The 26,670-nt window shown below is 32.7% G+C and carries 33 protein-coding genes and 1 riboswitch; of the genes, 10 read left to right on the top strand and 23 right to left on the bottom strand.

The window, feature by feature from the left end; genetic code table 11:
* Positions 1-36: 36 nt before the first annotated feature.
* The 5 genes from ACYVEC_RS07375 to ACYVEC_RS07355 form a co-directional block, all read right to left on the bottom strand.
* On the bottom strand, positions 37-183 hold the full coding sequence (locus ACYVEC_RS07375; protein WP_162840201.1) for a hypothetical protein: 147 nt from the start codon (positions 181-183) through the stop codon (positions 37-39).
* A 342-nt stretch (positions 184-525) separates the two neighbouring features.
* Positions 526-837: a YbjQ family protein gene (locus tag ACYVEC_RS07370; RefSeq protein WP_000637510.1), complete on the bottom strand. Its 312-nt coding sequence runs from the start codon at positions 835-837 to the stop codon at positions 526-528.
* Between the two features lie 142 nt (positions 838-979).
* The gene (locus tag ACYVEC_RS07365; RefSeq protein WP_063222075.1) at positions 980-1,183 is read right to left on the bottom strand and encodes a DUF4028 family protein; all 204 of its coding nucleotides are present in this window, start codon (positions 1,181-1,183) and stop codon (positions 980-982) included.
* Positions 1,184-1,349: 166 nt separating this feature from the next.
* Positions 1,350-1,880 carry a general stress protein gene (locus ACYVEC_RS07360; RefSeq protein ID WP_063221996.1) on the bottom strand — a complete coding sequence of 177 codons (531 nt, stop codon included), beginning with the start codon at positions 1,878-1,880 and terminating at the stop codon, positions 1,350-1,352.
* Between the two features lie 36 nt (positions 1,881-1,916).
* Positions 1,917-2,057 carry a hypothetical protein gene (locus ACYVEC_RS07355; RefSeq protein ID WP_016089038.1) on the bottom strand — a complete coding sequence of 47 codons (141 nt, stop codon included), beginning with the start codon at positions 2,055-2,057 and terminating at the stop codon, positions 1,917-1,919.
* 220 nt (positions 2,058-2,277) lie between these two features.
* Here ACYVEC_RS07355 and ACYVEC_RS07350 point away from each other — a divergent pair, with 220 nt between their 5' ends.
* From ACYVEC_RS07350 to ACYVEC_RS07340, 3 genes are all read left to right on the top strand, one after another.
* Positions 2,278-2,529 (top strand): hypothetical protein, encoded by a 252-nt coding sequence (locus ACYVEC_RS07350; RefSeq protein ID WP_063221997.1) that lies wholly within the window; start codon positions 2,278-2,280, stop codon positions 2,527-2,529.
* Positions 2,530-2,730: 201 nt separating this feature from the next.
* Entirely contained in the window at positions 2,731-5,421 is a 2,691-nt protein-coding gene (locus ACYVEC_RS07345) for an ATP-binding protein (protein WP_098555894.1), read from the top strand.
* Between the two features lie 16 nt (positions 5,422-5,437).
* Positions 5,438-6,295, top strand: coding sequence for a CheR family methyltransferase (locus tag ACYVEC_RS07340; RefSeq protein WP_098555892.1), 858 nt, complete (start codon positions 5,438-5,440; stop codon positions 6,293-6,295).
* 38 nt (positions 6,296-6,333) lie between these two features.
* On the opposite strand, the gene ACYVEC_RS07335 is transcribed toward ACYVEC_RS07340, so the two are convergent.
* From ACYVEC_RS07335 to ACYVEC_RS07315, 5 genes are all read right to left on the bottom strand, one after another.
* Positions 6,334-7,476: a fused response regulator/phosphatase gene (locus ACYVEC_RS07335; protein WP_063222000.1), complete on the bottom strand. Its 1,143-nt coding sequence runs from the start codon at positions 7,474-7,476 to the stop codon at positions 6,334-6,336.
* Positions 7,477-7,648: 172 nt separating this feature from the next.
* Entirely contained in the window at positions 7,649-8,089 is a 441-nt protein-coding gene (locus ACYVEC_RS07330; protein ID WP_063222001.1) for a ferritin-like domain-containing protein, read from the bottom strand.
* Between the two features lie 68 nt (positions 8,090-8,157).
* Positions 8,158-8,934 carry an RNA polymerase sigma factor SigB gene (sigB, locus tag ACYVEC_RS07325; protein WP_063222002.1) on the bottom strand — a complete coding sequence of 259 codons (777 nt, stop codon included), beginning with the start codon at positions 8,932-8,934 and terminating at the stop codon, positions 8,158-8,160.
* Positions 8,897-9,379, bottom strand: a complete 483-nt coding sequence (gene rsbW, locus ACYVEC_RS07320) for an anti-sigma B factor RsbW (protein ID WP_098555891.1) — start codon at positions 9,377-9,379, stop codon at positions 8,897-8,899. Before rsbW ends, sigB begins: the two co-directional genes overlap by 38 nt.
* Positions 9,380-9,385: 6 nt before the next feature.
* Positions 9,386-9,724 carry an STAS domain-containing protein gene (locus ACYVEC_RS07315; RefSeq protein WP_063222004.1) on the bottom strand — a complete coding sequence of 113 codons (339 nt, stop codon included), beginning with the start codon at positions 9,722-9,724 and terminating at the stop codon, positions 9,386-9,388.
* 198 nt (positions 9,725-9,922) lie between these two features.
* Here ACYVEC_RS07315 and ACYVEC_RS07310 point away from each other — a divergent pair, with 198 nt between their 5' ends.
* Positions 9,923-10,123, top strand: a complete 201-nt coding sequence (locus ACYVEC_RS07310; protein ID WP_000391018.1) for a hypothetical protein — start codon at positions 9,923-9,925, stop codon at positions 10,121-10,123.
* A 181-nt stretch (positions 10,124-10,304) separates the two neighbouring features.
* Here the strand turns inward: ACYVEC_RS07310 and ACYVEC_RS07305 are convergent, their stop codons facing one another.
* The 3 genes from ACYVEC_RS07305 to ACYVEC_RS07295 all read right to left on the bottom strand — a co-directional run bounded on the left by ACYVEC_RS07305 (position 10,305) and on the right by ACYVEC_RS07295 (position 11,272).
* A complete protein-coding gene (locus ACYVEC_RS07305; protein ID WP_460506041.1) occupies positions 10,305-10,556 on the bottom strand; it encodes a GlsB/YeaQ/YmgE family stress response membrane protein in 252 nt (83 codons plus the stop codon).
* Positions 10,557-10,631: 75 nt separating this feature from the next.
* The gene (locus tag ACYVEC_RS07300) at positions 10,632-10,832 is read right to left on the bottom strand and encodes a CsbD family protein (RefSeq protein ID WP_000004263.1); all 201 of its coding nucleotides are present in this window, start codon (positions 10,830-10,832) and stop codon (positions 10,632-10,634) included.
* 50 nt (positions 10,833-10,882) lie between these two features.
* A complete protein-coding gene (locus ACYVEC_RS07295) occupies positions 10,883-11,272 on the bottom strand; it encodes a YflT domain-containing protein (protein ID WP_063222005.1) in 390 nt (129 codons plus the stop codon).
* A gap of 213 nt (positions 11,273-11,485) precedes the next feature.
* Between ACYVEC_RS07295 and ACYVEC_RS07290 the strand changes: the two genes are divergently transcribed.
* Both ACYVEC_RS07290 and ACYVEC_RS07285 read left to right on the top strand, forming a co-directional pair.
* A complete protein-coding gene (locus ACYVEC_RS07290) occupies positions 11,486-11,941 on the top strand; it encodes a hypothetical protein (RefSeq protein WP_098555888.1) in 456 nt (151 codons plus the stop codon).
* Between the two features lie 252 nt (positions 11,942-12,193).
* Positions 12,194-12,301 carry a YjcZ family sporulation protein gene (locus ACYVEC_RS07285; protein WP_000505670.1) on the top strand — a complete coding sequence of 36 codons (108 nt, stop codon included), beginning with the start codon at positions 12,194-12,196 and terminating at the stop codon, positions 12,299-12,301.
* A 226-nt stretch (positions 12,302-12,527) separates the two neighbouring features.
* On the opposite strand, the gene ACYVEC_RS07280 is transcribed toward ACYVEC_RS07285, so the two are convergent.
* The gene (locus ACYVEC_RS07280; protein ID WP_460506038.1) at positions 12,528-13,436 is read right to left on the bottom strand and encodes an alpha/beta fold hydrolase; all 909 of its coding nucleotides are present in this window, start codon (positions 13,434-13,436) and stop codon (positions 12,528-12,530) included.
* Positions 13,437-13,779: 343 nt separating this feature from the next.
* Here ACYVEC_RS07280 and ACYVEC_RS07275 point away from each other — a divergent pair, with 343 nt between their 5' ends.
* On the top strand, positions 13,780-14,310 hold the full coding sequence (locus ACYVEC_RS07275) for an RNA polymerase sigma factor SigX (RefSeq protein WP_460506036.1): 531 nt from the start codon (positions 13,780-13,782) through the stop codon (positions 14,308-14,310).
* 3 nt (positions 14,311-14,313) lie between these two features.
* Complete coding sequence (locus ACYVEC_RS07270; RefSeq protein ID WP_460506034.1) at positions 14,314-15,291, top strand: DUF4179 domain-containing protein; 978 nt, start codon at positions 14,314-14,316, stop codon at positions 15,289-15,291.
* Between the two features lie 625 nt (positions 15,292-15,916).
* On the opposite strand, the gene ACYVEC_RS07265 is transcribed toward ACYVEC_RS07270, so the two are convergent.
* The 7 genes from ACYVEC_RS07265 to ACYVEC_RS07235 all read right to left on the bottom strand — a co-directional run bounded on the left by ACYVEC_RS07265 (position 15,917) and on the right by ACYVEC_RS07235 (position 23,298).
* Entirely contained in the window at positions 15,917-17,047 is a 1,131-nt protein-coding gene (locus ACYVEC_RS07265) for an S-layer homology domain-containing protein (protein ID WP_063222010.1), read from the bottom strand.
* A gap of 267 nt (positions 17,048-17,314) precedes the next feature.
* Complete coding sequence (locus ACYVEC_RS07260; protein WP_063222011.1) at positions 17,315-17,926, bottom strand: DUF2812 domain-containing protein; 612 nt, start codon at positions 17,924-17,926, stop codon at positions 17,315-17,317.
* Between the two features lie 13 nt (positions 17,927-17,939).
* Positions 17,940-18,254 carry a PadR family transcriptional regulator gene (locus ACYVEC_RS07255; RefSeq protein ID WP_063222012.1) on the bottom strand — a complete coding sequence of 105 codons (315 nt, stop codon included), beginning with the start codon at positions 18,252-18,254 and terminating at the stop codon, positions 17,940-17,942.
* Positions 18,255-18,465: 211 nt separating this feature from the next.
* The gene (locus ACYVEC_RS07250; protein ID WP_063222013.1) at positions 18,466-19,032 is read right to left on the bottom strand and encodes a DUF4256 domain-containing protein; all 567 of its coding nucleotides are present in this window, start codon (positions 19,030-19,032) and stop codon (positions 18,466-18,468) included.
* 164 nt (positions 19,033-19,196) lie between these two features.
* Positions 19,197-20,936: an S-layer homology domain-containing protein gene (locus tag ACYVEC_RS07245; protein ID WP_063222014.1), complete on the bottom strand. Its 1,740-nt coding sequence runs from the start codon at positions 20,934-20,936 to the stop codon at positions 19,197-19,199.
* 354 nt (positions 20,937-21,290) lie between these two features.
* Positions 21,291-22,247 (bottom strand): ATP-grasp domain-containing protein, encoded by a 957-nt coding sequence (locus ACYVEC_RS07240; protein WP_063222015.1) that lies wholly within the window; start codon positions 22,245-22,247, stop codon positions 21,291-21,293.
* The gene (locus tag ACYVEC_RS07235; protein WP_063222016.1) at positions 22,240-23,298 is read right to left on the bottom strand and encodes an LLM class flavin-dependent oxidoreductase; all 1,059 of its coding nucleotides are present in this window, start codon (positions 23,296-23,298) and stop codon (positions 22,240-22,242) included. Before ACYVEC_RS07235 ends, ACYVEC_RS07240 begins: the two co-directional genes overlap by 8 nt.
* 82 nt (positions 23,299-23,380) lie before the next feature.
* A riboswitch (SAM riboswitch) is annotated at positions 23,381-23,487 on the bottom strand.
* A gap of 263 nt (positions 23,488-23,750) precedes the next feature.
* On the opposite strand from ACYVEC_RS07235, the gene ACYVEC_RS07230 reads away from it, so the two are divergent.
* A complete protein-coding gene (locus ACYVEC_RS07230) occupies positions 23,751-23,957 on the top strand; it encodes a hypothetical protein (RefSeq protein WP_063222017.1) in 207 nt (68 codons plus the stop codon).
* Positions 23,958-24,272: 315 nt separating this feature from the next.
* Here the strand turns inward: ACYVEC_RS07230 and ACYVEC_RS07225 are convergent, their stop codons facing one another.
* Positions 24,273-24,554: an LCI fold-containing protein gene (locus ACYVEC_RS07225; RefSeq protein WP_000473837.1), complete on the bottom strand. Its 282-nt coding sequence runs from the start codon at positions 24,552-24,554 to the stop codon at positions 24,273-24,275.
* 403 nt (positions 24,555-24,957) lie between these two features.
* Between ACYVEC_RS07225 and ACYVEC_RS07220 the strand changes: the two genes are divergently transcribed.
* Entirely contained in the window at positions 24,958-25,068 is a 111-nt protein-coding gene (locus ACYVEC_RS07220) for a YjcZ family sporulation protein (RefSeq protein WP_000540371.1), read from the top strand.
* Positions 25,069-25,221: 153 nt separating this feature from the next.
* On the opposite strand, the gene ACYVEC_RS07215 is transcribed toward ACYVEC_RS07220, so the two are convergent.
* Positions 25,222-26,346, bottom strand: a complete 1,125-nt coding sequence (locus ACYVEC_RS07215; RefSeq protein ID WP_063222018.1) for an HD-GYP domain-containing protein — start codon at positions 26,344-26,346, stop codon at positions 25,222-25,224.
* Positions 26,347-26,670: the final 324 nt, after the last annotated feature.

The raw sequence follows: 26,670 nt of genomic DNA, 5'->3' as shown, positions 1-26,670 counted from the left end.
TTTTTGTATCAACGCTATCACCTTACCTTTCACATCCTATACACCTTTTTTATTGATTTCTCTCTCCTCCCTCTTTTGCATATCCGCTTTTTTATTTTCACTGGATCTATATCCAAAGTAAAGTAGCGCACATGTAATAACGGAACCTACAATGTATCCTAAAAAGCACCCTAACCAAAACATAGTGTAACCGCCTCCATTCATAATAAATTTTATGTAATATAACTCTTTACATGCTCCATCGTTTATTTCTATCAACTATACACTCTCTAAAGTTATTCATACCACTAATTTTCTCCGTACCTCAAATAACAATTTTATTATTTGTCATAAAGTTAACACCTTCGTTAAATATATATAATTTCCATATTATTACTTTTATCTTTGAAAATAATATACTACATTTGAAATAAGTAGGCTAGTACATCGGCTCTTCTCCCTCTTAACTTTAAGTTATGAACAAAAGAAAAATAAAAAAATCCCCTCAAAGCATAAACTTCAAGGGGTGAGCCTGTTTTTATTTACTTATATACGTACAGCTGTACCACTTACAGCAACCATTAACATTCCATCACGAACAACTTCGTAATCTACGTCAATACCAACAATAGCGTTTGCACCTTTTTGTTTTGCAAGTTCTTTCATTTCATCCATTGCGATATCACGAGCTTCTTTTAGCTTGCTTTCATAAGAACCAGCACGACCACCGACAACATCACGAACAGAAGCGAATAAATCGCGGACAATATTTGCACCCATAATAGCTTCACCATTTACAATATCAATATACTCAATAATTTCTTTACCTTGAATTCCAGAAGTTGTTGTTACAATCATGACTGACACTCTCCTAATAAGTTGTAGTTTTAATTAGCTTTCTTATGTCTTTATTATGACATGGAAAAAGTAACGAATCTATTGAATTACCTTACAGGAATGTGACAGTTTTGTAAGAATAAAACGCGCATTATGTTTAATTTTAATAAAGCGCTTTAATATTGGGATACATAAAAGATTCTCTATTTTCTTTCCAGTCCTTTTCTACTTCTTTAAAAGTTGGTCGCCCTAATTCTTCATTGTTTTTCTGTTTACGAAACCATTTCTTCACATACTGATCTCCATTTTTATTTTGAACTGTACAAAGGAAGCTATTACTACTATCCTTTAATATTTTTACAATCACGAAAAGACACCTCTTTCCTTTTAAATAACATAATAGAACTTGATCTTTTACTATAAGCCCTTCCTCTCTTATAGTCATACGACTCCTCGGCCGCGCCAAAGTTGTAAGATCAAAAAACGATATTCACTATGTCTACATTTTTCATAACTGATATGTGAAGTAATTATTATTTAAAGAAATCAGAGTTATAAGCATTATACTTATCAAATATTTTATATATTTCTAACTTATCATCTAATTTTGCATCTACTAAAATTAATATATTCCCATCGTAAATATACTCTTCATATTTCTTAGCATGTTCTTCTGGGATTCCTAATCCTATAAATGCTCCTATTAAACTTCCAGCTCCTCCGCCAATACCGGCTCCTCCAATAGCTGCTGCAATAGGTCCCGCTGCTACAATTGGACCCATTCCAGATATGGCAAGTATACCAAGGCCAGTTAATAAACCACCGAGTCCACCCGCTACTCCTCCTGCTACAAGCCCTGTCGCTGAAAAGATATCTGCTTTATGCGCAGTTTCATGATTCACTTTTTCACCCGATTTTTCTTCCAGATGTTCAATTTCCTTTTGATCCTTTGCAATAGCTGAAATGTTATCCGCCGGGTATCCTTTATCTTTTAATTCATTAATAACGAACGCCGCATCATCAATTGTTCTAAAAACACCTACTATTTTTCTATCTACATTCATAACTATTAACCTCCTAAAGTTTTATATAATGTATCTTTATCTTTCTTCATTTCTGTATACACTAATCTTCTTATTAACATAACCATTTACGAAAAAAGCAAATAGTAAAAGCATTACAAGCGAACTACTTAACAAGTAAATTAAATCAAATGTAATATCAATCATCATTTCATTCATGTATACCAGACTCCTTTTTATTTAAAGTAAAAGTATATTTTTATAGACTAGAAATCTTACAATTCATCTTCATTCAATCTCTTTGTAGTATATGTATACCCTTCGTAACCCTTTCTAAACGTAAAAAACTATAATTATATTTTTTTATTTATATGTTTAACATTTTTTAAAACGGGTATGTTTATATTGTTATGCTTACTATATGGAAAGGAATATTTCGATGAATGCAATCCAATCTACTACTATTCTTTATAATGAAACACCTACAATAACTCAGATTCATCATTTTTATGCTTTAATGACAACATTTCAAACGAATTTGTTTATAAGTAAACATGGAACACTGACATCAATTAAAAATTTAAGCACTCTAGTATCCTTTTTCCTTACTGTAAAAAAGAGAGAGCTTGTATTATTTATCTTTGAAGGAATAGATGCAAAAAAAGCTTTAAGTACACTCTTTCCTTCTTAACAGTTTTGTTATCCCCTATTCCCTCGATCTTTACTTTTCATATATGGTTATTTCAAAATGATTTCCTCTATTCAAAACGAGACCCCCTAATACAATAGGGGGATTTCTAGTTTGGCCTTAGGAAAACTGATATAATATATATTACGTTTTTCATTCTTTACAATAGAAAGCTTTTACTAATCTTGAAGGTAGGAATTTTTAATGAACTCGAAAGCAAAATTTAGTATTCGCTACAAAATTATGGCTGGTTATTTAGTTATCATTTTGTTCTTACTTATTTCTTTCATTATGTTAAACAATGAGATTTCCAATTTACAAAAATCTCGTAATTTTATTATTGATCACGATTTTAAAGTTCTTAATTTAACGAACCAAGTGGAGAAAGAATTGCTAACAATTGAAAATAAAGCGAAAGGATTTATCACTTCTAATAACGCGACCTATCTGCAATCTCTTAACTCTGCCGAAAGAGATTATGAAAAACATTACCATGATCTTTTTTCTTTATTAGAAGATAATCCATCTCAGCAAGAAAAATTAAAACAAATTAACGAAAACATTACTAGTTGGATGAATAAAGAAATTCACCCGTTAATTGCAAATCATAATAGTAATAACATAAAAGAAATCGACACTACCGAAATCCAATCATTGCAATCACAGCTAACTGACTTCCGCAGCACTGAGGAGCAATTAACGAAAAAAAGAGCTACACAATTAGATACTGAAAATAATAAATTAGAGATTTGGTTATACAGTTTATTGTTCTTACTTTCTTGTATTTCCATTATCGTTTCACTTTATATTTCTAATTCCATTACAAAAACGATTAAAAATGTAATTCAAGCTATTAAATCTATTTCTTCTAAAGAAAAAATTACGGAAAGAATTCATGTAAACACGCGGGATGAAATAAAAGATCTTGCTCATACAACGAACCATCTACTAGACGAAATATCTAAAAGAGAGTGGTTACAAACCGAGCTTGCAGAATTAATTTTAATGTATCAAGGTGTATCTTCTATTGAGATGTTAGGTAAAAAAATTCTTAGTGGAGTTATACAAAAAACACAAACTTCTTGCGGTGCATTCTATGTACGTGAAGAAATTGAAGACACTGTCTACTATGTGAAGAAAGCTTCTTTCGCCGATCGAGGTGCTGATATTGGAAAACAATCCATTAAAATGGGTGAAGGTTTCATTGGACAGTCTGCCTTAGAAAAGAAAAGTTTTATTCTTCGAGACATACCCGAAGAGTTTCGTTATGTCACTAGCGGCGTATTAGAAATACGCCCTAAAAATCTACTAGTCATCCCTATCTTATTTGAGGATGAAGTGATCGCAGTAATGGAGTTAGTAAGTGTAACTGAGATTTCAGACTTACATCAAGATTTAATTCAACAAACCGTTGATAATCTAGGTTTAACAATCCATAGCATTATGGGACGTATGCGAATTCAAACTCTTTTACATGAATCACAAGCAATGACAGAAGAGTTGCAAGTTCAATCAGAAGAATTACAAACGCAAGCCGAAGAACTACAAATGCAAGCCGAAGAATTACGAACAACGAATGAACAATTAGAGTCTAGAACTGAAGAAGCTGAACAAAAGACAGCTGACTTACAAATTACTAAATCAGAATTAGAAGAAAAAGCAAGCGAGTTGTTACGTAGCTCAAAATACAAATCAGAGTTCTTAGCAAATATGTCACATGAATTACGCACACCATTAAATAGTATTTTACTATTATCTGAAATGTTAAGAGAAAATCATGATAATCATTTATCCGATGATGAAATTGAATTAGCAACCGTCATTCATTCATCAGGGAAAGATTTACTTACTTTAATTAATGACATACTAGATTTATCTAAAGTAGAAGCCGGAAAACTAGACGTCATTTTTGAAGCAACGAACATAAGTGACATGGCAGCAAGTATGCATCAAAACTTTTTACATATAGCTGCACAAAAAAATGTTGAATTTACTGTTGAAGACAGTGATACCATTCCTGATCTGTTTTATACAGATGCAAAACGGATTGAGCAAATTATTAAAAACTTATTATCCAATGCATTTAAATTCACAGAAAAAGGATCCGTCTCTTTACATTTCGATTCGATAGAAACAACCAATTTGAGTCATGATATGCAGTCTGTAAGTAAAGATTGGATTACAATTTCAGTAAAAGATACTGGTATTGGTATCGCTAAAGAACAGCATCAACTTATTTTCGAAGCCTTTCAACAGGCAGATGGCGCAACGATTCGGAAGTATGGTGGTACAGGCTTAGGTTTATCCATTTGTAAAGAGTTTGCTAGATTATTAGGTGGTTGGATTACGTTAGAGAGTCATGTAGGAGAAGGCAGTACTTTCACAGTATATATTCCTAACCTTCCAAATGGATTACATGATATACAGTTATCCAATTTAGAAGTCGCAGCAACGATAGATGAAGTTATTCCTGCTGAAGTTCTCGAGGAAACTATCGTTACTCTAGAAACAAATAACGTCTTCCAAGAGAAAACCATTTTAATTGTCGATGATGATCATCGAAATATATTTGCATTACAAAATGCATTAGAAAAACAACATGCCAACATTATTACTGCACAAAACGGCATAGAGTGTTTAGAAGTACTAAAAGGCAATACAAATATCGACCTTATTTTAATGGATATTATGATGCCGAATATGGACGGTTATGAAACGATGGAAAATATCCGAATGAATTTAGAGTTACATGAAATACCTATTATTGCATTAACTGCTAAAGCAATGCCAAATGATAAGGAAAAATGTTTATCTGCTGGCGCTTCAGATTATATAAGTAAACCATTAAATTTACAGCAACTCTATTCGGTAATGAGTGTATGGTTAATAAAATAAGTGAGGTTTAGTTTCAGTGGAAAATAAGTATTATAATTTTGATCCATCAGTAGATACGGATAAGCGTACGAACTTAGAAATTGAATTACTATTAGAAGCGGTATTTAAACTATCAGGATTTGATTTCCGCCAATATGCTCGTACTTCTATTTATAGAAGAATTTGCAATAGAATGCAGCTCTCTAATATCCCTACCATTTCAAAATTAATTGAAAAAGTAATTCATGAGGAAGGGTTTTTAGAACAGTTATTAAATGATTTCTCCATTAATGTAACTGAGATGTTCCGTAACCCTACCTTTTTTAAGGCGCTAAGAGAGCATGTTATTCCTGAATTAAAAAAGCATCCTGAAATTAGAATTTGGCATGCTGGATGCGCAACTGGTGAAGAAGTATTATCAATGTCCATCTTACTTCACGAAGAAGGATTAAGTGAAAAAGCTGTTATTTACGCAACAGATATGAATACTAATGTGTTAGAAAAAGCCAAACAAGGTATACTTCCATTAAATAAAATGCAAACTTATACGAAAAATTATTTACAAGCCGGGGGTACACAAGCATTTTCTAACTATTATTCAACGGATAGTCGTTTTGCTTATTTTAATCCTTCACTGTTACAAAACATTATTTTTGCACAGCATAATTTAGTAACCGATCAATCTTTTAACGAATTTCATATTATACTTTGCCGTAACGTTTTAATTTACTTTACAGGTAAACTTCAAAACCAAGTACAGCAACTATTTTATGAAAGTTTAGGTCACAATGGATTCCTATGTTTAGGAAATAAAGAAACTCTTCGTTTCTCGGATATAATGCCGCATTATACCCAATTTAATCCACACGAACAAATCTATCAAAAAATACAATAAAAGCGTATGAAATCCTCTGTTTGGATTTCATACGCTTTTTATTTCGCATTCGTTTGTATCATAATTAGACACATATCATCTGATTGTGCTTTCTTCTGTTCTTCCTTATAAAACCCTTCTATCTCTCCTTCTAAATCGCCCCATTTTCTTTCTGTAAAAGTACGTAACTTTTCTTCAGACTCAAATTCATCATTTGAAATTGCTTCAAGTACACCATCTGTAAACAATAATATTTGAGCGTTCTTCTCAAAAGGTATAACTGTCTTTTCAACTTTTATTTCATCAAAAAATCCTACCGCACAACTCCCGCGATCTAGTTCAACTACATTTGTTTCATCAACTAAAACGTATCCAGAAGGATGTCCTGCATTTACATATTCAATTGTTCTATTTTCTGTATTAACTACTAAGTATATCGCTGTAAAATAATATGGAATATTGTCATTCTCATTATGTAAAAGAGTCATATATTTATTTAAGTCTTTAATGACGAGTTCTGGATCAATTAAACATTTAATCGTTTCACGTAATACGGACGAAATGAACATACAAACTAATGAAGCAGATACACCATGTCCCATCACATCTAATAATATAATACCGTAGCGATTTTCATCGATTTTATACCAGTAATACATATCTCCAGCTAGTTTGAATGAAGGTAAGTAACTTGCTTCAATTTTTATATGATCTTCCCTTAATGGACTACTTAATAAGTTTCTTTGTACTTGCGTAGCTAAATCTAGTTCATTCCGAAGATTTTCTTCTTGTTCTTTATGCCAATTTAATTCCGATTTCAAGCGTAACGCTACACGCATACGTGCTAATAGTTCAACTTTATTTATAGGTTTCGTAATATAATCCATTGCTCCCATATCAAGCGCTTCAGCTAATTTATTCGCATCTTCTAAAGCTGTTACAAAAATAATAGGTATATCTTTAAACTTCTCCTCTTTTTGTAATCGCCTACAAACTTCAAGTCCATCAATTTCAGGCATCATGATATCTAATAGGATTAAATCTATTTCATTATGCCTGGAAGAATCTTTTCCAAAATGGATGTATTCGAAAAGCTCTTGTGCAGAATTAAGCGATACAAGATCCTGATATCCGGCTTGTTTTAAAATTTTTTCAATTACAAAGATGTTAACCGGATTATCATCGACAATTAAAATGGACACAAGTTATTTCCCCTTTTCTGATTTAAAATGTAAATCTATTATCATTTTCTATTTTTCTAGTATTACATACTCAGTTATAAAATGAAAATTTCCTACTCAAACATATTTACACAGCAAAAGAACAAACCCCCAGAAATGAGAGTTTGTTCTTTCACTCTATAAATTTCCACTTTTAATTTAACACCATTGCTTTGTCATTTAAAAGACGATCTAATTCTTCCATATGATTTGTTTCATCTGCAATCATATCTTCTAACTTTACAACTAACTCTGTCATATTTAATTCCGCTGCTTGTTCTTTTCGCTTTTCATAACGCTTAATTGTTTCATATTCTGATTGTCTAGCTTCTTCTAACATTTCTCTAACATCTTCTACTTGTTTCACTGGTAAAGGGGTCGTAGTAGGTGTACCACCTAGCGTCTTAATTTTCTCCGCTAAATATAGGGCATGTCCTTGTTCATCACTAATTTCAGATTCAAAGAAAGGTTTTAATACTTGTCTATATATACCAGAAACCGTAGCTGCATTATGGTTATACATAATAATTGCTGAGTATTCTCCTGCTAAATCTTCATTCAATCCCTCGATTAGTTCTTTCACATCGTGTGACATTTAATATCTCCTCCTATACTTAATAAGTACCCCTTTTCTCATGTTTTAAACATCATTATTTAAAATTTTTATGTATCTAAAAACGCTGCTTGCTTCAATTTACTTATCGCTTGTCTTTTAATACGAGAAACGTGCATTTGTGAAATACCTAACCGTTCCCCTGTATCTTTTTGATTTAAATTTTCTCCAAATATATAATGAATAACACTCTTTTCTGTCTCATTTAATACGTTAAAAATATCCTCTAAAACGAGACGCCTTTCTGTCTGTTCATATCCTTGCTCTACTTCACCTACAGATTCAATTCTCGCTACCGAACTTCCATCAGATGAATTTTCAACTACATCATCTAAGGAAGATACTCGATAATTATTTTTAGCATCCATAATCTCTAGCACTTCCTCTTCGGATAGTCCTAAATGATCCGCAATCTCTATAATCTTCGGTGAACGCTGCAAATGATCTGTTAACTCCTCTATCGCAAGTTTAATTTTCCCGCCCAAATCTTTAATTCGCCTTGGAACGTGAATGCCCCAAGTTTTATCACGTAAATACTTCTTTATTTCGCCTACTATAGTAGGTATTGCAAACGGCTCAAAAGCATTCCCTATCGAATAATCATACCTTCTTATTGCGCCTAAGAGCCCTAACATTCCTACTTGTATAATATCCTCATGCATAGGCCCGCCTTTGGAATAACGATATGCAATGGAATATACAAGATTTTTATAATGATTAACTAACCTTTCCTGTGCTTCATCACATTGGTTTTGTTGAAATTCTGCAATTAGCTTAATAACGTCTTCTTTAGTAAGATTCGTAGGTTGAGATTGGATTTCCATCATTCTCCACCTGCTCTCTTTGTATATATTTTGTCATTAAAACTGTCATGCCCTCATCATGCATAATTTGTATATCATCCATTAATGTATTGATTAAATATAAACCTAAACCATTTTCCGGCAAATGTTCTACTGGTTTACTAATATCATACGGACCAACTTTATTTTTTAAGGTGCTAAAATCAAAGCTAATCCCATTATCCGCAACCATAATTTCTAATCGATCTTCATATAAACCAAAAATAATTGTAATTTCTCCAACGTCTTCTTTGTATGCATGTTGTACAATGTTTGTACATGCTTCACTAATAGCAATTTTCATATCTTCTATATCGTCGTAAGCAAAGCCCATTCGATTCGCAACACCAGCCATTGTTAAACGAATAATAGCCACATATTCTGCTTTTGCAGGAATTTTCATTTCTATCTTTTCAAATTTCTCCATCATCCCTAGTCACCTTCTTTCTACTTTTTCAGCATCGGAATTCAAATTTAATATTTCTGTTAACCCTGTAATATCAAATAATCTTTTTAGTCTTTTAGATACACCGATAAACTCTAGTTTTCCATCATTTTTCTTAACTGCTTTTAATAGAGCTATAAAAACGCCTAAACCAGTACTATCCATATAATCTACGTTATGAAAATCTACTACAATATGAACCTCTTTCTCGCTTGCAATAGGCATAATCTTATTTTTCAAATCTGATGCCGTATACGCATCAATTTCACCAGTAAGTTGTACAGTATAACCTAAATCATTTTGCAAAATATTTATTGCCAAATTCATCATTTCCGCCCCCTTATCTCAAACTACTACTATCTTAATTACCCATAAAAATTAGTTTTAAACATATTTTTTTATTTTCATTATAAATAAATTTTCTACACCTTTCTCGGCTTAACACTTAAAAAATATTATCAAATGTTTAAACCTTATAAATTTGTGTATATATAATGTATAAACATTATTTTTAGGGGGGATCTATCTATGGAAGAGCACAGCTTTAAAAAGGGAGATTTCGTTCAATTTTCTTATCGACACGATCATGCTACAAAATTAGTTGGTTCCATTATTAACATACTAACGAATACAATTGTAGTTGATATAGGCAATAACGAGGACTTATCTCATATAGAACCGAGGCAGGTCGTAAGAATAAATAATTGTAAAAAAGTAACGATGGTTTAATACATAATAGAAAGTGTAATTTCAATGAGTGGGGGGTTCTTCATCCCCCACTCATTCCTATGCAGATTACATAAAAAAGCATCCAAATTATTTTAATTGGATGCTTTTTTATGTATATTTATCAGTTTATTAACCTTATAGCTATATATAATAAACTTAAGATTACTATTCATTATCATACTTACGCTTTCCGTAGCATTCTAGAGAAGAATGTAGCGATTAAAATAAAGACGATTGCACCTAATAACGCTGGAAGAATAAAAATGCCTCCCCATTCAGGACCCCAGTGACCAAATAATGCACTACCAACCCAAGATCCAATTAAACCAGCAATTACATTACCAACTATACCTAAAGGAAAGTCTTTTCCTGTAATCATTCCAGCTAACGCACCAATAAGTCCACCTACAATACACGTAATAATAAGTCCCACAATTAAACCTCCTATATTGTTTTTATATTTGATTTATCAAGCTTTGGTATGTAACCAAAGCTTGATAAACATGTATTATTCTTTATTATCCAATCCATCACTTATCTTTTGTTTCACTTTTCCGACTTTTTCTTTTATAGTTCCTTTCGTCTTCTCCCACTTCCCTTCATTTTTCAACTCTCTATCTTCTGTAACTTCACCAATTCCTTCTTTTACTTGTCCCTTTTTCTTTTCAACCTTACCAGTAATTTGTTCTTTTAGCCCGCTCTCACTCATATTTCCAATCTCCTTTTCGTAATAGATTTATAGATTTAAAGGATACAAATTTAAATAGAATACGTGCATCTTCTTTCTTGTAACCATTCACCGACTCTTTCTAAATCTTTAACGAATAACAAGATTTTCCCTTCATCCAGCTTTTCTTCATAAAAGTTAGCTTCTTCCTCATTAAGCCCTAACTCTTGCATCTTATTTCTTAACTGATCTCCCGTTTTTTGAAAGACGTTAATAATACTTGTCCCAAGTCCTTCCTCTTTTATTCCAATTGTATTCACGTCTGCATTGTCTGCGATTCTATCTGTCCTTTCTTTCTCATGTGTTAATACGTAAATATCTTCTTGGTCTATTCCTTTCTTCACTAGATCATTCGCCGCATTCATGACCTCTTTCTCCGTAATAAATTCATATACAAAAGGTTTACTATACTTCGTTTCCATCTTTAACTTCCTCCTCTAAAATGAATTATTTGTTATATTATATGTAGTACACCTATTTTCCCAATGTTAAACATAAAATATGAAAAAAGTTATTTAGATTTTTTTAATAGAGAATGAACAGCGTAATTTTCCACTTTAAAACACCTCACCCCCCTTACAATAACTACCTAATTTAACAGAAAATTGTTATAATTAAACGTAAGGAGGGATACTATGAAAAAAATCATATCTATATGCGCTCTAACCGCTCTATCTTTCACTTTAATTGGTTGTACAAGCACCTCAGCTACAGATAAAGCTTCACAAGTTAAGCAAGAACATACACAAAATACCTTTCAATTAAACTCCGCAAATATTACAGACATTGAAATACTCAAAACAACAAATCATACTACTTCCAAATCTCAAACAAGTAATGAAGAAATGGTAAAATCTATCGTTTCAGCAGTTCAAAATGGAACACCTAAAACAATCACTTTAGATCAAAAAAAGAGAGAATCTGCACATTCTACTATTACTGTTACATATAAAGATGACTCAAAAGAACAATTTCTTGTGTGGGCTGATAATAAGGAGCAAGTTACGATTGCTAAAGATGAGAAGAAGGATAAAATTGAAGGTGTGATAGTGAACATTAAAGATGCGAAAATGATGGAGGATTTCTTTTAAAATTCTAGTTAACGTAAAAAAGTGAAACTTTAATCAGCCCCGGGCTTTTACGTGCAGCAGGGCACCCACCTAACTTCTTTGCTTCTGCTGAATTTTGAGGTGGGGGTCTTACTGCACGTTAATGCGGGATAAATAAATCTATTTTGAAAAGGACCTGCTCCATTCATTCGTAAAAGCATAAAGTAAATGGAATCCGTTAAAACACATGAGTGAATCCTTGGTTTTCCCCTCCTATTAAAAGGAGGAACTGTTATGGGCTTTGGTGGTAGTTGTGGCGGCTGTGGCTTCGCTGGAGGATTTGCTTTATTAGTTGTATTGTTTATTTTATTAATCATCGTTGGAGCTGCTTGCTTCTGCTAAAAAACTATCGAAAAGACACTCATGTGAGTGTCTTTTCTTTATATGTAAAAAAAGCTCGCCTATTTCCGTAGGCGGGCTTTATCTTTATTACACAATATGAAAGTATACTCTCTTTTTCTCTGAAATTTTATGTAATTATACATATTCATAAAAATAGAAGAAGTAAAATCCCAAAATAGCTATATAGAGATAAGATTGTTATTACAACATATTTTCCACTTTCAACTTAGTTATCATTAGAATGTTTTTCTACAAAATCAAGGATTCTGGCATTAACTTCGTTAGAGAATTCACCATTGATTGCGTGAGATGCATTTTTCCAGTTCACTATATCGATATCTTTAACATATCTTTTCCCAGTTTCAACTGCTTTTACCGAATTATGCATTGTACTTTTTTCAGCCATTAATGCAAGCACTGGAATATTGATATTTTTCAAGTCTTCTTTACTAAATAAATCAGGCGCTGGCGTTTTCAGTTTATAGTTACGCATACCCGACTCGATTAACTTAGCGATAGACTCATCTTTATTTATTTCTGCTCCCCCAGAAACATAGCTTAACATCTTTTCTCTTATAAACTTAGGTACAATAGGAACGGAAGCTGGAATAGATGCTAGAATCATCTTTATGGATATTTGCGCAAATACAAAGACTGGATCCAATAAACTAGCCGTAGCAATATGCTCAGGGTTATATCTAGCCAAGTTCATTGTTGTCCAACCTCCAATGGAGACACCCACGATATGCACTTTTTCTAAACCTAATCCTTCAATTACTTCATTTAACCATTCTGCTTGTTGTTTTTGGTTTTCAATCACCTTTGTTTGCACACTCATTCCAGGTTCACCGAGTAAATCTATCGTATAAACAGGCCTTTTCTCCCTTAGCCCTTCTAAATTGGGTACCCACATTGGAGTAGATGCACCACGTCCAGGGAGTAAAAGTATTGGTTCCTTATGTTTGTTTTCTTCTTTAGTAAAGTAATAAGCACGAATTGTGCCATATTTCGTTTTTATATCTTTCGTTTCGTTAGGTTTTGGAAGAAGTGCCATTGATTCATCGTAAACAATTTGAAAATCTTCCTTCCCTTTTTCGGATATAAAGTGACCAATCTTATTATCAGCTCTCTTCATTTGAATTCCCCCTTTCTACAAATATATGGACGAAATTTATCTATATACTTGGTAGTAATCCATTGAAAATTTATCTTCTTTAAGGAAAAACTCTTATTCAGAAAAAAGAACATTGTACGTTTAGATACAATTTGGCAACAAACTAACTGTTTTCTTATACATTAATAGACAACTACTGTAAGAGTTATAGTTCCCTTTTTGCATTTATCTTTTAATCAGATGAATGCTTTTTTTAGTACATAATAAAAAATATAAAAAAATAACTAGAAAAACTGTCACAAAATCCGTTTTTCTGGTTTCTCTATAATACAGGTATCAAATTGAAAGTGAGGTTTAAACTAACATGTTAACGATAGAAAATGAAGAAAGTCATGCTTGTGAGATGACCTTTGAAGATTTATTTAAGCAGTACTATGCTTATGCTGTGAAACAGATTATATGGATTGTTAAAGATCAATCTATCGCTGAAGAGTTAGCACAAGAAGTATTTTTACAATTATATCGTAGTGATTGGAAAGGAATTGAAAACATCCCTGGATGGTTGATTAAATCTTCTACTTATGTTGCTTATAACCATTTCCGATCTGAAAAAAGGCAGCAAGCGAAGATTGATAAAGAAATACAATACCACGAAGTACAAAATGTATCATCATTAGACGATGATTGGATAAGAAAAGAAGAAATTACAAAGGTCCAAACGATACTAAATAAAATGAATGATCGAGAACGAACCCTTTTACTAATGAAATTCTCTGGTTTTCAATATAAAGAAATTGCAGAAATACTTCAAATTGAAATATCTTCTATTGGAACATTATTGGTCCGAGCCAAAATGAAATTTCGCAAGATTTATAAACAAATAGAGGAGGCATAACAAATGAAATGTTATGATATCGGATTTATTCAAACATATATTGATGGCGAACTTTCTCATGATATAAGAAAGGAATTCACAAAGCACCTAGATACATGTGAAGCATGCCAAGATTTATTAGTAGAAATGAGTAAATTAAATCAATGGGAAAACGTAATGCTAGATGAAGAATGTGCAAATTCACCACAAGAAATCAAAATTGATATAGAACAAGCATGGAAAACATTTGAAAGTCGCTCCAAGTTAGGCAATGTTTCTAATATAAATCACAAAAAACAACAGAAGAAAGGAATCTTTACAAACATGAGTAAAAAATCAAAACGTTTCATGTATACAGCAGTAGCTGCAGCAGCACTTTTCACAACAGCAATGATTCCACAAGTACAAGTAGCAGCTACAAATGTTGCCTCGTATTTTTCTAATGCAGTTATAAACGATAAGGTTGTAAATGAGGGGGGTACAGATGAAAATGGTAACAAAATAGATGGAATGAAGAATGGTAAATATATTCCTATTGATGAAAAAATTACAGATCAAGGTATTACTGTACATTTCAAAGAATTATATATCGCAGATTCACGTATATCAGTTCATTATAGAATGGAAAAAGCTGACGGAAGTTTAGTACCATTTGAATTTGATACATCGGGATTAGAACTTGGGAATGATGGTAAGGTTAATGGACAACAAGAAGAAAACCCTGAGCTTAAAAAAGGAGGGGTAATATCTTTTATCCAAGATTCAGATGATCTTCTTCCTTTTGAACTTATGGCAGCAGGTAAAAAATTAGATCATGTAGGCATTCGTGAGAAAGACAAACCAGAAGGTTTCGTTACATTTGTTGAAGGTCCTGAAGGAAAAGACTCTTTCAAACAACCTCTTACGCTAGATATAAATATAAATAAAATTGGAAAAGTAGCTGGATCTTGGAAAGCTCAAATTCCAATTGATACTTCACATTTGAAAAATAATACGAATTAACATGAAAAAAAGAATAGAACAGTATGTATCTAATTCTCAGTTTATATGTTTTCTTGTTTTCGTTACATTTATTTTTTATATAGTTTTTACTCTATCTTTTATTTGTGATTTAAGACCATTATAAGAAAAAGCTCCCTAAAAAAGTAGAGAAATAAATAACCGGTTTCTTAACGTATAAGAAATCGGTTATTTTGTATTTAAAATGCGTTTAAATGTAAAATTTTCTTTTTTTGTAAAAAAGAAAAGACACCCTAAGGTGCCTTCCTCCGACTTGAACCATCTTAATTTTAATAATATGTATTGGACTCCCATCCAACTATTATTTTACCATGTTAAGTTGTTTTTGTTTATTGAGAAATACAATAATTTATTTATGCCGGCCGTCTGTATGAGGTCCTTTTGTAGTCCATGCAGCGATTAATAAAAGAACAATTGCAGTGATGACACCCAAAAGCCCTTGCTTAAGCCACATAGATAATGCGGCATTCCCTCTAGCTCTTTTTCGATTTCTTCAGGATTCATTTAATCTACGAGTTTATAATTACTGTTAGCATCATAGGTAGAATAGCGGGATAAAAGTAGAAATAGCATAATTAAAAAAGGAGTGAAACTTCACTCCTCTTTTTTACTTGTTGATTTTAACATGCATTAGATCACTACTAGAATTTTGCTTCTCTAAGCTTATCTCTATTTTAAGATTGTTTTTATTTATTTCAAAATTACCTGTGCGTGTATTAGAAGCCACTATATTATCAATCTCTTTACTCAAATCTAAGTTTGGATTTATCATAGTGATCCACTTTTTCCCTAACTCTAGTAACGCCTTATTACCTTGGCCTCTCTCAATTACAAAATTAACAGTAAAGTTATTTTCATCATCACCCCTAACAGTGAAATTCCCATAAAATTCTGGAATCCCCTCTAATACTGGAGAGAATAAAACGACCTCTGAACCTGGACCACCTATCGCTGCATACTTTAATTCCGCATTATATTTTGTATTGATTTGAGTAACAAAATTTTGTGCTTCCTTAGATACAGATCTTTTCAGTACAGATGAGCTCTCCATCCAACCTTCATAATAATAAATATCATCATCTGCTAAATCTTGCGGTATAACAGTAGGCTTTAACTCAGGCTCTTTTTCTGATTTATTAATTGCATTGTATAAGAATAGTGCATACTGCTCACGAGTCACGAGACTTTGCGGTTCAAACTTATTATCACCCGTGCCCGTCGTGATTTTATTTTCTTGTAATGCGCTGATAGCATTTGTTGCCCAGTAATTTTTATCTACATCTTTGAAAGTGGTAGTAGATGTTGCTTGGAAGTTAAATGCCTTTGTTAATACAACAGCTAATTGTTCACGTGTTAAAACATTATCTGGACCAAATTTCCCATTACCAAATCCGTTCATAATACCAGCTTTATTAAGAGCTAGAATTTCTTTTTCAAACATATGCCCTTCTATATCTGTGAAAGGTTTTTGTGTAGTAAGTTCATCTGCTGGCTTCAAGTAAGCATATATTAGTCTAGCTACTTGTCCTCGTGTAATGTTATCACCAAAACCAAACATTCCGTTTCCATAACCAGCTACAATATTTTTCTCTTTTAAATCCATAATTGCTTTATAAGACCAGTGATTTTCAGGAACATCTTTAAATTCTACTGTATTTTCTGCTTGCACATTTGTTAGAGGAGTTAGTGTTGTTGATGCAATAACTGTCCCTGCTAAAATTAATTGTTTAAAATTCATAATTGAATCCCCTTATTCTTAAAATAATATGTTGAAAAGAATACCGTGCATACCCTTTTATATTAACATATAAAGATGTTATATGTAGGTTAATTATGGAATATTTAAAGAAGATTATTCCAGTTGATAATGATTACACAACTACATTAAAATCATAATAACTTGCTTCCAATGCGCATTCTTTTCCTTTATCCATTTTAAAAAGATACCATTTACAAATGCAAAAAAAAGCCCCTCAAAGCATCAGCTTTAAGGGGCCCCATCCTATCATCTTCTCTCTTCATACAATCGATTTGCTTTATACGAACAAACTAAATACATAACAATTGCAGCAGGGATAAACAAACATGCAAAGCCTCTCATCAATGCAAATGGTGTTTCAAATAAGAATGACCATAGAAATGATACACCTTGCTTATCCCATAATCCTGGCGTAAAATATAGTTCTTTCGGATTTGCTAGTGCTCCTAAATTAATCGTGTCATTAAACATAAATAGGATTAATATCGGAATAGAGCATATAGCTAATTCTAAAAATGTTTTAGATAGACGTTTATACTTCCCTGCTCGTGACATTTGATCTGAAAAAATGTCATCTTCACTTTCCTCATTTACCTTTTTAAAATAGTACGTACCTGACCACCAATTACCAGCTATATGCTCCCAGCCACTATCTTCAAATAATGTGCAGTAATTAATAAAATCACTTTTTCTACTAAATACTCTATGGTCTATTTTAATCGTCGCATCTTCCCGTTCTGTATATCTAAATGTATAACCAAATGTATTACTTTCTAGTTGATAGCCTTTCCAAGCCATCTCTTCTAGCCATTTTTCCTCTTTCTCAAAGTCTAAAAAGAATTTCAATTTCCACATCATCGTTTCCCCCTAACTATACGTGTAATAAACTTTTTGTAATCTCAATAATGTGCTGCATCCTCATAAAGTCTAAATACAACACTTCTTTCCCACGTTCCGTAATGACATACACTTTTCTTCGTTTATCCTCACTTTTCACCGATTCTATTAACCCTTGTTTTAATAAATTTTCAACCGCACCATACAATGTACCCGCCGCGATTTTCACTTGATGATTACTCAGTTCCTCTACCTTTTGCATAATTAAATATCCATGTGCTGGCTCTAATAAAGCCAAAAGTACGTAATACGTTGTTTCCGTTAATGGTAAATTTTTATCTCTATTCATAAAGACCTCCAATGTAACGATAAATGTATAGCCAAACTATATAGTTCAACTGTATAGTTTGATTTTATACAGTTAGACTGTATATGTCAAATGCAGAAATAACTTTATAATCCATAAGAAAAACGCTACCTTTTTAAAAGATAGCGTTTTTCTTATTATCCTTGCTTATTCTTCGCCTTTGAATGCAGACCCTTTCTTATTCACATAAAACTTAAACCCTTAAAGAACCACGAAAACCTCTGGCAGCATAGTAAGAATCTGCTCCATTGTGGTACACAAAAACATGTCCGAAGCGATAATCACAGAAAAGTGCACCACCGAGCTCTCTAATATCTGAAGGTGTTTGTACCCAACTTGATGATTTTATATCAAAATCCCCAAGTTGTTGCAACTCTCGATATTGCTCTTCAGTCAATAGTTCAATACCCATAGCATTTGCTACATCAATAACCGTATTTTCTGGTTGATGTTTTTTTCTTGATTCTAGCGCTTCACGATCATAACAAAGGCTTCTGCGGCCTTTAGGACTCTCCTTTGAACAATCACAGAAAGTATACTCATCCTTCTCTTTATCATGAGCAATAACATCTGGCTCACCACCAGTTACTTCCATTTCATTAAGTGACCACAATTTTTCAGGATTAGCGTCCAACTTCGCTTTAACTTTAGCCCATTCAAGTTCTTCATGGCGGTTCATATTCTTCTCAAAACGAGCTTTTAATACTTTTAATAATTCTTCTCGTTGTTCTACCGATAACTCATTTTTATTCTTTGTCATATTAGTCCTCCGTATTATGTGTCCTTATAATCATTTAAGTATATGTTTTATAACAAATCTTCTCAATCATTGTTTTGCATGCAGTTTACAATAAATTATATAATTTTTAAAATCTCTTTTTCAACAATAAAAAAAGCATCTGAAACAGATGCTTTCTCTCATTCTCAATACGTAAACGTAATCGTCACTAAAGAATATCCTTCTTTCGCATTATACGGCTCAGCTTTATAAGAAACACGGTTCGCTCCTTGCGGATAACCGATTTCTCCAATTACTTTTTTCACATCTTGCAACGCGCCATCCATTGATTGTTTATAAAGGATTTCAATCTTTGGTGACTTTGCATTATAACGTTGCTGCATTTTATTTTTGAATTCATTATAGTTGTTTGCAATATATTCATTTCCTAAATAATTTAACTTTGTATCTTTTAATATTTGTTGGTATGCAGTGGTTTTCGTACCACCTGCCGCAATTTTATTTGTTAATGTACTATAATAATTTGTTGTAGCTTGCGGATAGTCCCCACGGTTCCACTCATGATTTCTTGCGATTTGCTCATCCGATAAATTGAAATATGAATACGTTACACGGCCTTGTTCATCTGGCACCGGATCATCAAATGTTGTATCAAGGTGATACCATTTATTTTCGATTTTCACTAAATTCCAAGCATGAGGTTGTCCATCGCCAGTTCCCGTTACGAAATGATTCTCAATGCCAGCTTCTTTTAATAATTGATAGGTTAATAGTGCGTAACCTTGGCAAACCGCAGAACGATTTACGAGTGCTTCATATGCTGTGTAAGCTTTATAAGACGTATCGTAAGAAATATGTTTTACGACATAATCATGAATCGCTTTCACTTTTTGGTGATCATCCATTCCAACTTGTGTAATAGAAGAAACGATTGCCTTTGCTTGCTTCATTACATATTCCGTTTGTTCTTTCGTTTCACGATATGTAATCTTTAACGTAAACGTATAATTTCCAGGTGATCCAGAAATTCCATATGAAACATTCGATCTATTATAATTTGTATACTCATTTTTACTTGCCACTTCTTTATAGGCGTTAAAAAGCGTATCCATCACTTCTTGCATATTGCTATTTTTCGTTTTATATGGAAGTGTAATATTTGTTTCATATGTATTAATACGCTTTTGCACTTCATCTTTAAATGCTGCTAATAATGCTGCATCTCCTGTATCTTTCACCGCAACCGCAGGCTTTTTATATTGCAAAGCATTATATAAAAACTGTGCATACTGTTCACGCGTTACCGTTTTTGCAGGTTCAAATTTCCCGTCGCCTGTACCAGATGCAATCCCGTTTGACTGCACCGCACTAATCGCACCTTCTGCCCAAAAACCATTCGGAACATCATTAAATGTATGCTTTTGCTTAGCTGAAACTTGAAAAGCATTTTTAATAATTTGCGCCATTTCTGCACGGCTAACAGAATCTTTCGGTCTAAACCCTCCGTTTCCATCCCCGTTAAAAATTCCTAATTTCGTTAACGTTAAAACCTCTTCTGGAAACAATGTGGATCCTGCGCGAATATCTCGATACGGATTGTTTAAAGTAGATCCATCTTTTAATACATAACGAGCACCTTCATTACTGAACGCACCACCTTGCTTATTCGGTAACAGAGCACGATAAATTAAAGCTGCAACTTGCTCTCTCGTCGCAACATCACCGAAACCAAACTTCCCATTTCCATAACCGGAAATAATATTTTTACTCGATAAATCTTTAATTGCCGGATACGACCAATGCGACGTAGGCACATCAGAAAAAACACCTGCCTCAGCAGCTCTCACGTCACTGCCATTTGTATATAGTAAAGCACCACCTATAAGTGATAATGATGTAATTGATTTTAGTAGTTTTGTGTACATAATTCCTTCTCCCAATATCGTTTCTATTTATATTATTTTTTGTCGAAAAATCTAAAAGAATATGACAAAACATATTATACAATTAAAACTTTTTGAAGGATACATTAAGTTTTGAAATATGCAAAAACTCATATTGTTATAGGGTTTCATAGTGATATTATGTTGTTTTACTTGCGAATATATAAATAAAATGGAAATGTAACATACAAACAGCCCAAGTTCCTCATTGAAACTTGGGCTGTTTCTTATACTTTTCGTTCTAATGCAAAAACATAAGAGCTTGTAAGTACTCCCCTAAACTTGGTCATACTCCCACTATTACTTTAACAAAAATTTTCACTAGAATCTTATATATTATTTAACTGACTCTACTTGTTTTTCTAATTCTATTCCAAGGAATTTAGCAAGCTCAAGCATACCAAATTGATTAGCTACAGACTCTGCATCAGAATTATAGTTTGTGTTTGTATTAATATCATACGTATAAATTGTTCCATCCGAGCTGCGAATAAATTCAATACCAGCAACAGTGATTTCATTTTTCTTCAAAAATTCTTTGTATTGTTCAATAATTGGCTCATGGAAGTCCGATATAATTTCAAATTTTGTTGACGATTCTTTCTTACTCTCTTCTCCTACTGGGCAAAAAGCATCGTGAATCGAGCATGCATCTGCTGGACAAAGCTCAAATCCTTCTGATGTATCTACTTTAACTGCATATACAAACTGACCGCCTACAAACTCACAACGCGTAATATATGGTTCTGGCGCTTCAATATACTGCTGGATTAAAGTAATTCCATCGATAGGTTCTTCAAACGCCGGACTATCCAAATACTGTTCTAAAGCATCGATGGAATGAAATAGTTGAACACCAAGGCCTTTCCCTGCACGGTTATGCTTTGTAATGAACGGTACCCCCCCTAACTCCCTTGCTGCTTTTACTATATTAGCGCGGCCAACAGCACCAATTGTTTTCGGCACTTGTATCCCAAAATTTCTTAATGCTGCATATTGATTCAATTTACTTACTTCAAGGCGTAATGCACGAGATCCATTAAATACTGTTCGCCCGTATCCCTCTAACCAAGCAAGAACCCCCTCAGTCAATTCAGGTGCATAACGATGTCCTCTCGTATGTGAAGAAGCACTCATGCGGCTATAAAAAACACCTTGAGGAGGTTCTTGTTCTAACGATATTGTTCCTTTATCTAAATGCCATTCCTCATACGGTAACTCCAGTTCTTCCAACCTTTTCACTAAATGATCCGTCCATTCCTTATTCTCATGTAATATATAAATTTTACTCATTTGTAATCAATTCCTTTCTTCTTGCTTCAACTAATGGCATCACTTTTTCAGAAAATCGTTTCATCTCTTCAAGCTGTGGTGAAAATTGTAAAAGTAATAATGTAACACCTACTTTTTCAAAAGCGAGTATCCTTTCTGCAATTTGTTCTGGTGTTCCGATTAGATTAGGGCGTAACCCGCGATTAGATACGGAATAATCATTCAATTTCACTTGCTGTTCTAAATGCGATTTACTAATAAAATCTTGGTAACCCGCATAACCTAACGCACCTTCTTTCACATCCGTTATGCGTCTCCATTCCTCTAATGCCTCTTCTTCTGTATCACGACAAATGACGTAAGCCGCAAGCCCGAATGACTGCAATGGCTCCTCTGTGACTTTCTTTCTACGATTCTTCATATCTTCTATTTTCACAGATACTTCTTCCACTGTTCCACCATGCATGACATATGCATCCGCGTGTTTTACGATTACCTCTTTTCCTCGCTTACTCTCACCACCTGCATAGATCTTAATCCCTTGTTTCTGCACAGGTTTTGGACTTAAATGTGTATTATGAATCTCATAAAAATTCCCCTTATAAGAAAACTCTTCTTCTTTCCAAAGCCCTTTCAAAACTGTTACAAATTCCTCTGTACGATCATATCTTTCGTCGTGTGCGGTAAATACCCCGCCATACTGCCTAGCTTCTTCTTCCCACCATGCTGAAACTACATTCAATGTAAAACGGCCATTACTTAATTGATCAATATTCGCTGCCATTTTTGCTGTAACTGCTGGATTGTGGAAACCAGGTCTTACAGCTGTCATGATCTCTAATCTATCCGTCACTGCTGCAAGTGCTGCCGCAGTTGTCCATGCTTCTAAACTTGGTGCTGAAACACCTTTTATATCATTTAAATTTAATTCCGCAATAAGTGTTGTTGAAAAACCTAATTGTTCTGCCGCTTGCGCTGTTTGTTTTGCATACTCAAACGTAGGCGGCATAGATTCATCATCTACATTTCGAAGCCATCCCCCAAAAATCGGCAACCAAAAACCATACTCCACTACCTATTCCCCCTTTACCTTTTAGCCATAAAAAAGGCTACTCTTATCGAAATAAGAGTAGCCTTCTTGACTAAGTGAACCGCTCTTATCTTTCAGGTGTTTTTTCACCTGCAGGATTTGGCACCTTTCGTCTAAAACGAGGTTGCCGAAGTTTCATAGGGCCCGTCCCTCCACTTCTCAACATAAGAATTGTTTGTTTTTGTGATTTTTTTATTATAATCATCAGAATAATAAAAATCAATCATTTAATACTTATTTTTCCGATAAACATTAAATGATATATAAGAAATCATATTTTTATAGCGGTTCATGAGGGTATTATCTTGTTTTACTTACGAATATATGAAGGGGTATGTTGTATCATGTCGAAAACATCATGTATAACCAAGTTGCTTTGCTTCTATTATAAAAATACAGCAAAATAAATACGAACCAAAAGAGGTGTTAGTAATATGAAAAATAAAAGATGTGATAATTGCGGTTCTACTACATTTAAAGAAGGAAGAGTTGGATCTGCTTATCATGCATATGTTTGTGAAGATGATTCTAGTAGGTTCTTTTCAGGAGGGAAACGTTCTAAGCTATTAACCACATTCTGTTTAGAATGCGGTGAGGTAAAATCATTCAGAGTTGAAAAACCAGATACATTCAAAGAATAAAATGTATTCGAGAAGATGTTGTTACTAACATGAAAATAGCATTATTTATATTTAAGCTAATAGAAAAAGAATATTATCTAAAAATGATCCAGATGAACTTATTGAAATACAAAATAAAAAAACACTCATAATTTCGCAAAAGCTATTTACAAAGCACATAGGAGAACTCCCTATAGTTTTTAAGCTTAAAACTATATTATTAAAATTAAGATGGTTTAAGTCGCAGAAAGGTACCTTTAGGTGTCTTTTTTTATGGAGAATCAGTTTAAAAACTAAAAATAAAAGAACCTCAATAAATGAGGTTCAAAAAATCTACTATTTTAAATTACCTTCGTAAAAAGCAACTCCATTTTGAACATGTTTTAAATACCATGTAATCGTCCCGCCACAAACATTTTCATTAAAACTATTAGCATATACTCCATTTGAGTAATACAGAGTTCTTTTGAATTTACCATTAGAATATTCATAAGGAATTGAGCATGTTGCTTGTTTCGGAGAGCTCACAGCTTTTTGCGTATCAGCTGAAGCCGCTCCAATTCCTCCTGTTAATGCAATACCAGTTGCCAATAGCCCTACTACTAATTTCTTGAACATAATAAATCCCCCTTTAATAGTTTTTATAACTTACAACTTAAATGTATCACTTTTGTAATTTATGTAAATATCTTGAATATGTAGAAATATTTATTTAATTTTTGGTAATATTAGGATTTTATTTTATCAAATGAAAAATAGAGGGATTTAGAGAAGTATGTAACAATGCATAATAAATCAATCAGATATTATGATATACTCACAAAGAACTGATACAAAATTTCTTTAGATTGGAAAACTAAAGTCTTATCTACCTAAAAGGAAGGCGCCTAATGGCGTCTTTTCTTTATTTTCAAAAGGACCTGCTCAATTCATTCTTAAAAACATAAGGTAAAGTGAACCCATTAAAATCCATGGAATGAACCCTAGTTTTACCCTTTTATCTAAAGGAGGCACTATTGTTATGGGATATGGTGGTAGTTGCGGCGAAGGCTGCGGTTTCGCTGGAGGATTTGCTTTATTAGTTGTATTATTTATTCTATTAATCATTATTGGATGCAGTTGTTTCTGCTAAAAAACTATTAGAAAAGGTACCTATATATAGGTACCTTTTCTTTATGTGCCTTATTCATTATCTAGTTCCAAACTTTTATCACGATTGGATTCGGTTTTTTCATTTTTCGCATTCATCATACCTCAAATATGAATCGATTTCAGACATGAGCTTTTAACTAAAAGAATTTGGGACCATTTTTTCCCACAAAGGAAATACCTTTTTGAAAACCTCTATTATAGAAGGATCAAATTGTGTACCAGATCCTTCTATAATACGTCTATAAGCTTCTTCAGGAGATAGAGCCGAACGATATGCTCTTGAAGAAGTCATTGCATCGAATGCATCTGCTATTGCAACAATTCTTGCGCATAGTGGTATTTGATTTCCTTTTAATTTTTGAGGATAGCCCTTTCCATCCCATCTTTCATGATGAGAAAGAATTATGTCTTCACTACCTTTTATTAAAGATATATTTTTAAAAACTTCTAGTCCTAATTGTGGGTGTGTCTTAATAATATTATATTCTTCTTCTGTAAGAGAAGATGCTTTCTTTAAAACTTCATCCGGAATACCTATTTTCCCTATATCATGTAATAAACAAATAAAATGAAATTGTTTTAAAGAATTATCATCATATTCATTTGTTTCTTTAGCAAGAATAGTAGCATAATTGGCTACACGTTCACTATGTCCTTTAGTATATTGATCCTTTAATTCCATTATCCTCATTATCGATACAGCTGTTTCTTTCATTTGTTTTTCATAGGATGCTTTAATTTTTTGTACTAAAAATTTTAATGAAAGAAATACAAAAAATGACGTAACAAAAATTGTTAGAAACAATAATATTAATGATATTGGATAGTTAATTTCAAAATAATAAATAGCAATTAAAAATCTACATATCATACAGATAGATACCGATAGAAGATAATGAATACTTAAAAATAAAGGTGCAGAAATTACTAAGAAGCACTCTAAATAAGGGATATGTAAAGAAGCACCTGGATTACGTATAAACATAAGATCGTATGCCAAAAGATAACTAATACTAACGCCAAGAAAAATATATTTTGTAAACATTTGTTTATTCATTTTTTGTAAATACTTACTATATAAAAAAAATGAAATGAAAATAAATAAAAATACGAGTTCAAATAAAAGCTTCTGTAGTGTAAAATCCTTTCCAAGAATAAAATGTTGATAAATATTATCAAACAAAAGAGTACTACAGGGAATAAATAGAAACATGTTTATCGGTTCTTTCGTTTCAATATTTTTAATCCCTTTAATCATTTTACACACCGCCAAACTTTTTTAATAAAAAATAAGTTCATATAGATATTATTAATAATATCCAAGAATAGATAATAGTGCAAAAAATACCCTTTCTCATAACCTATAAATCCATGATAGGAATGTATAAAAAGATGAATAGGGTTATAGAAAATGAAAAAGGCGAATTCCTTTTGAAAGTAGGAATTCGCCTTTTTCTTGCTACCGATAACGAATTTTATGTAAATAAAACATATGCAGAAACTTCTTTCACCAATTCTTTTAGCAGCTCAAACAAAAACTCCATAGGTATATCACCCTTACAATATACAGTTAATTCTATTT

Source organism: Bacillus sp. MN7755 (genome assembly GCF_054771475.1).
Note: the sequence above shows the minus strand (reverse complement) of the source record. Positions and strands in the feature narration are given on the sequence as shown.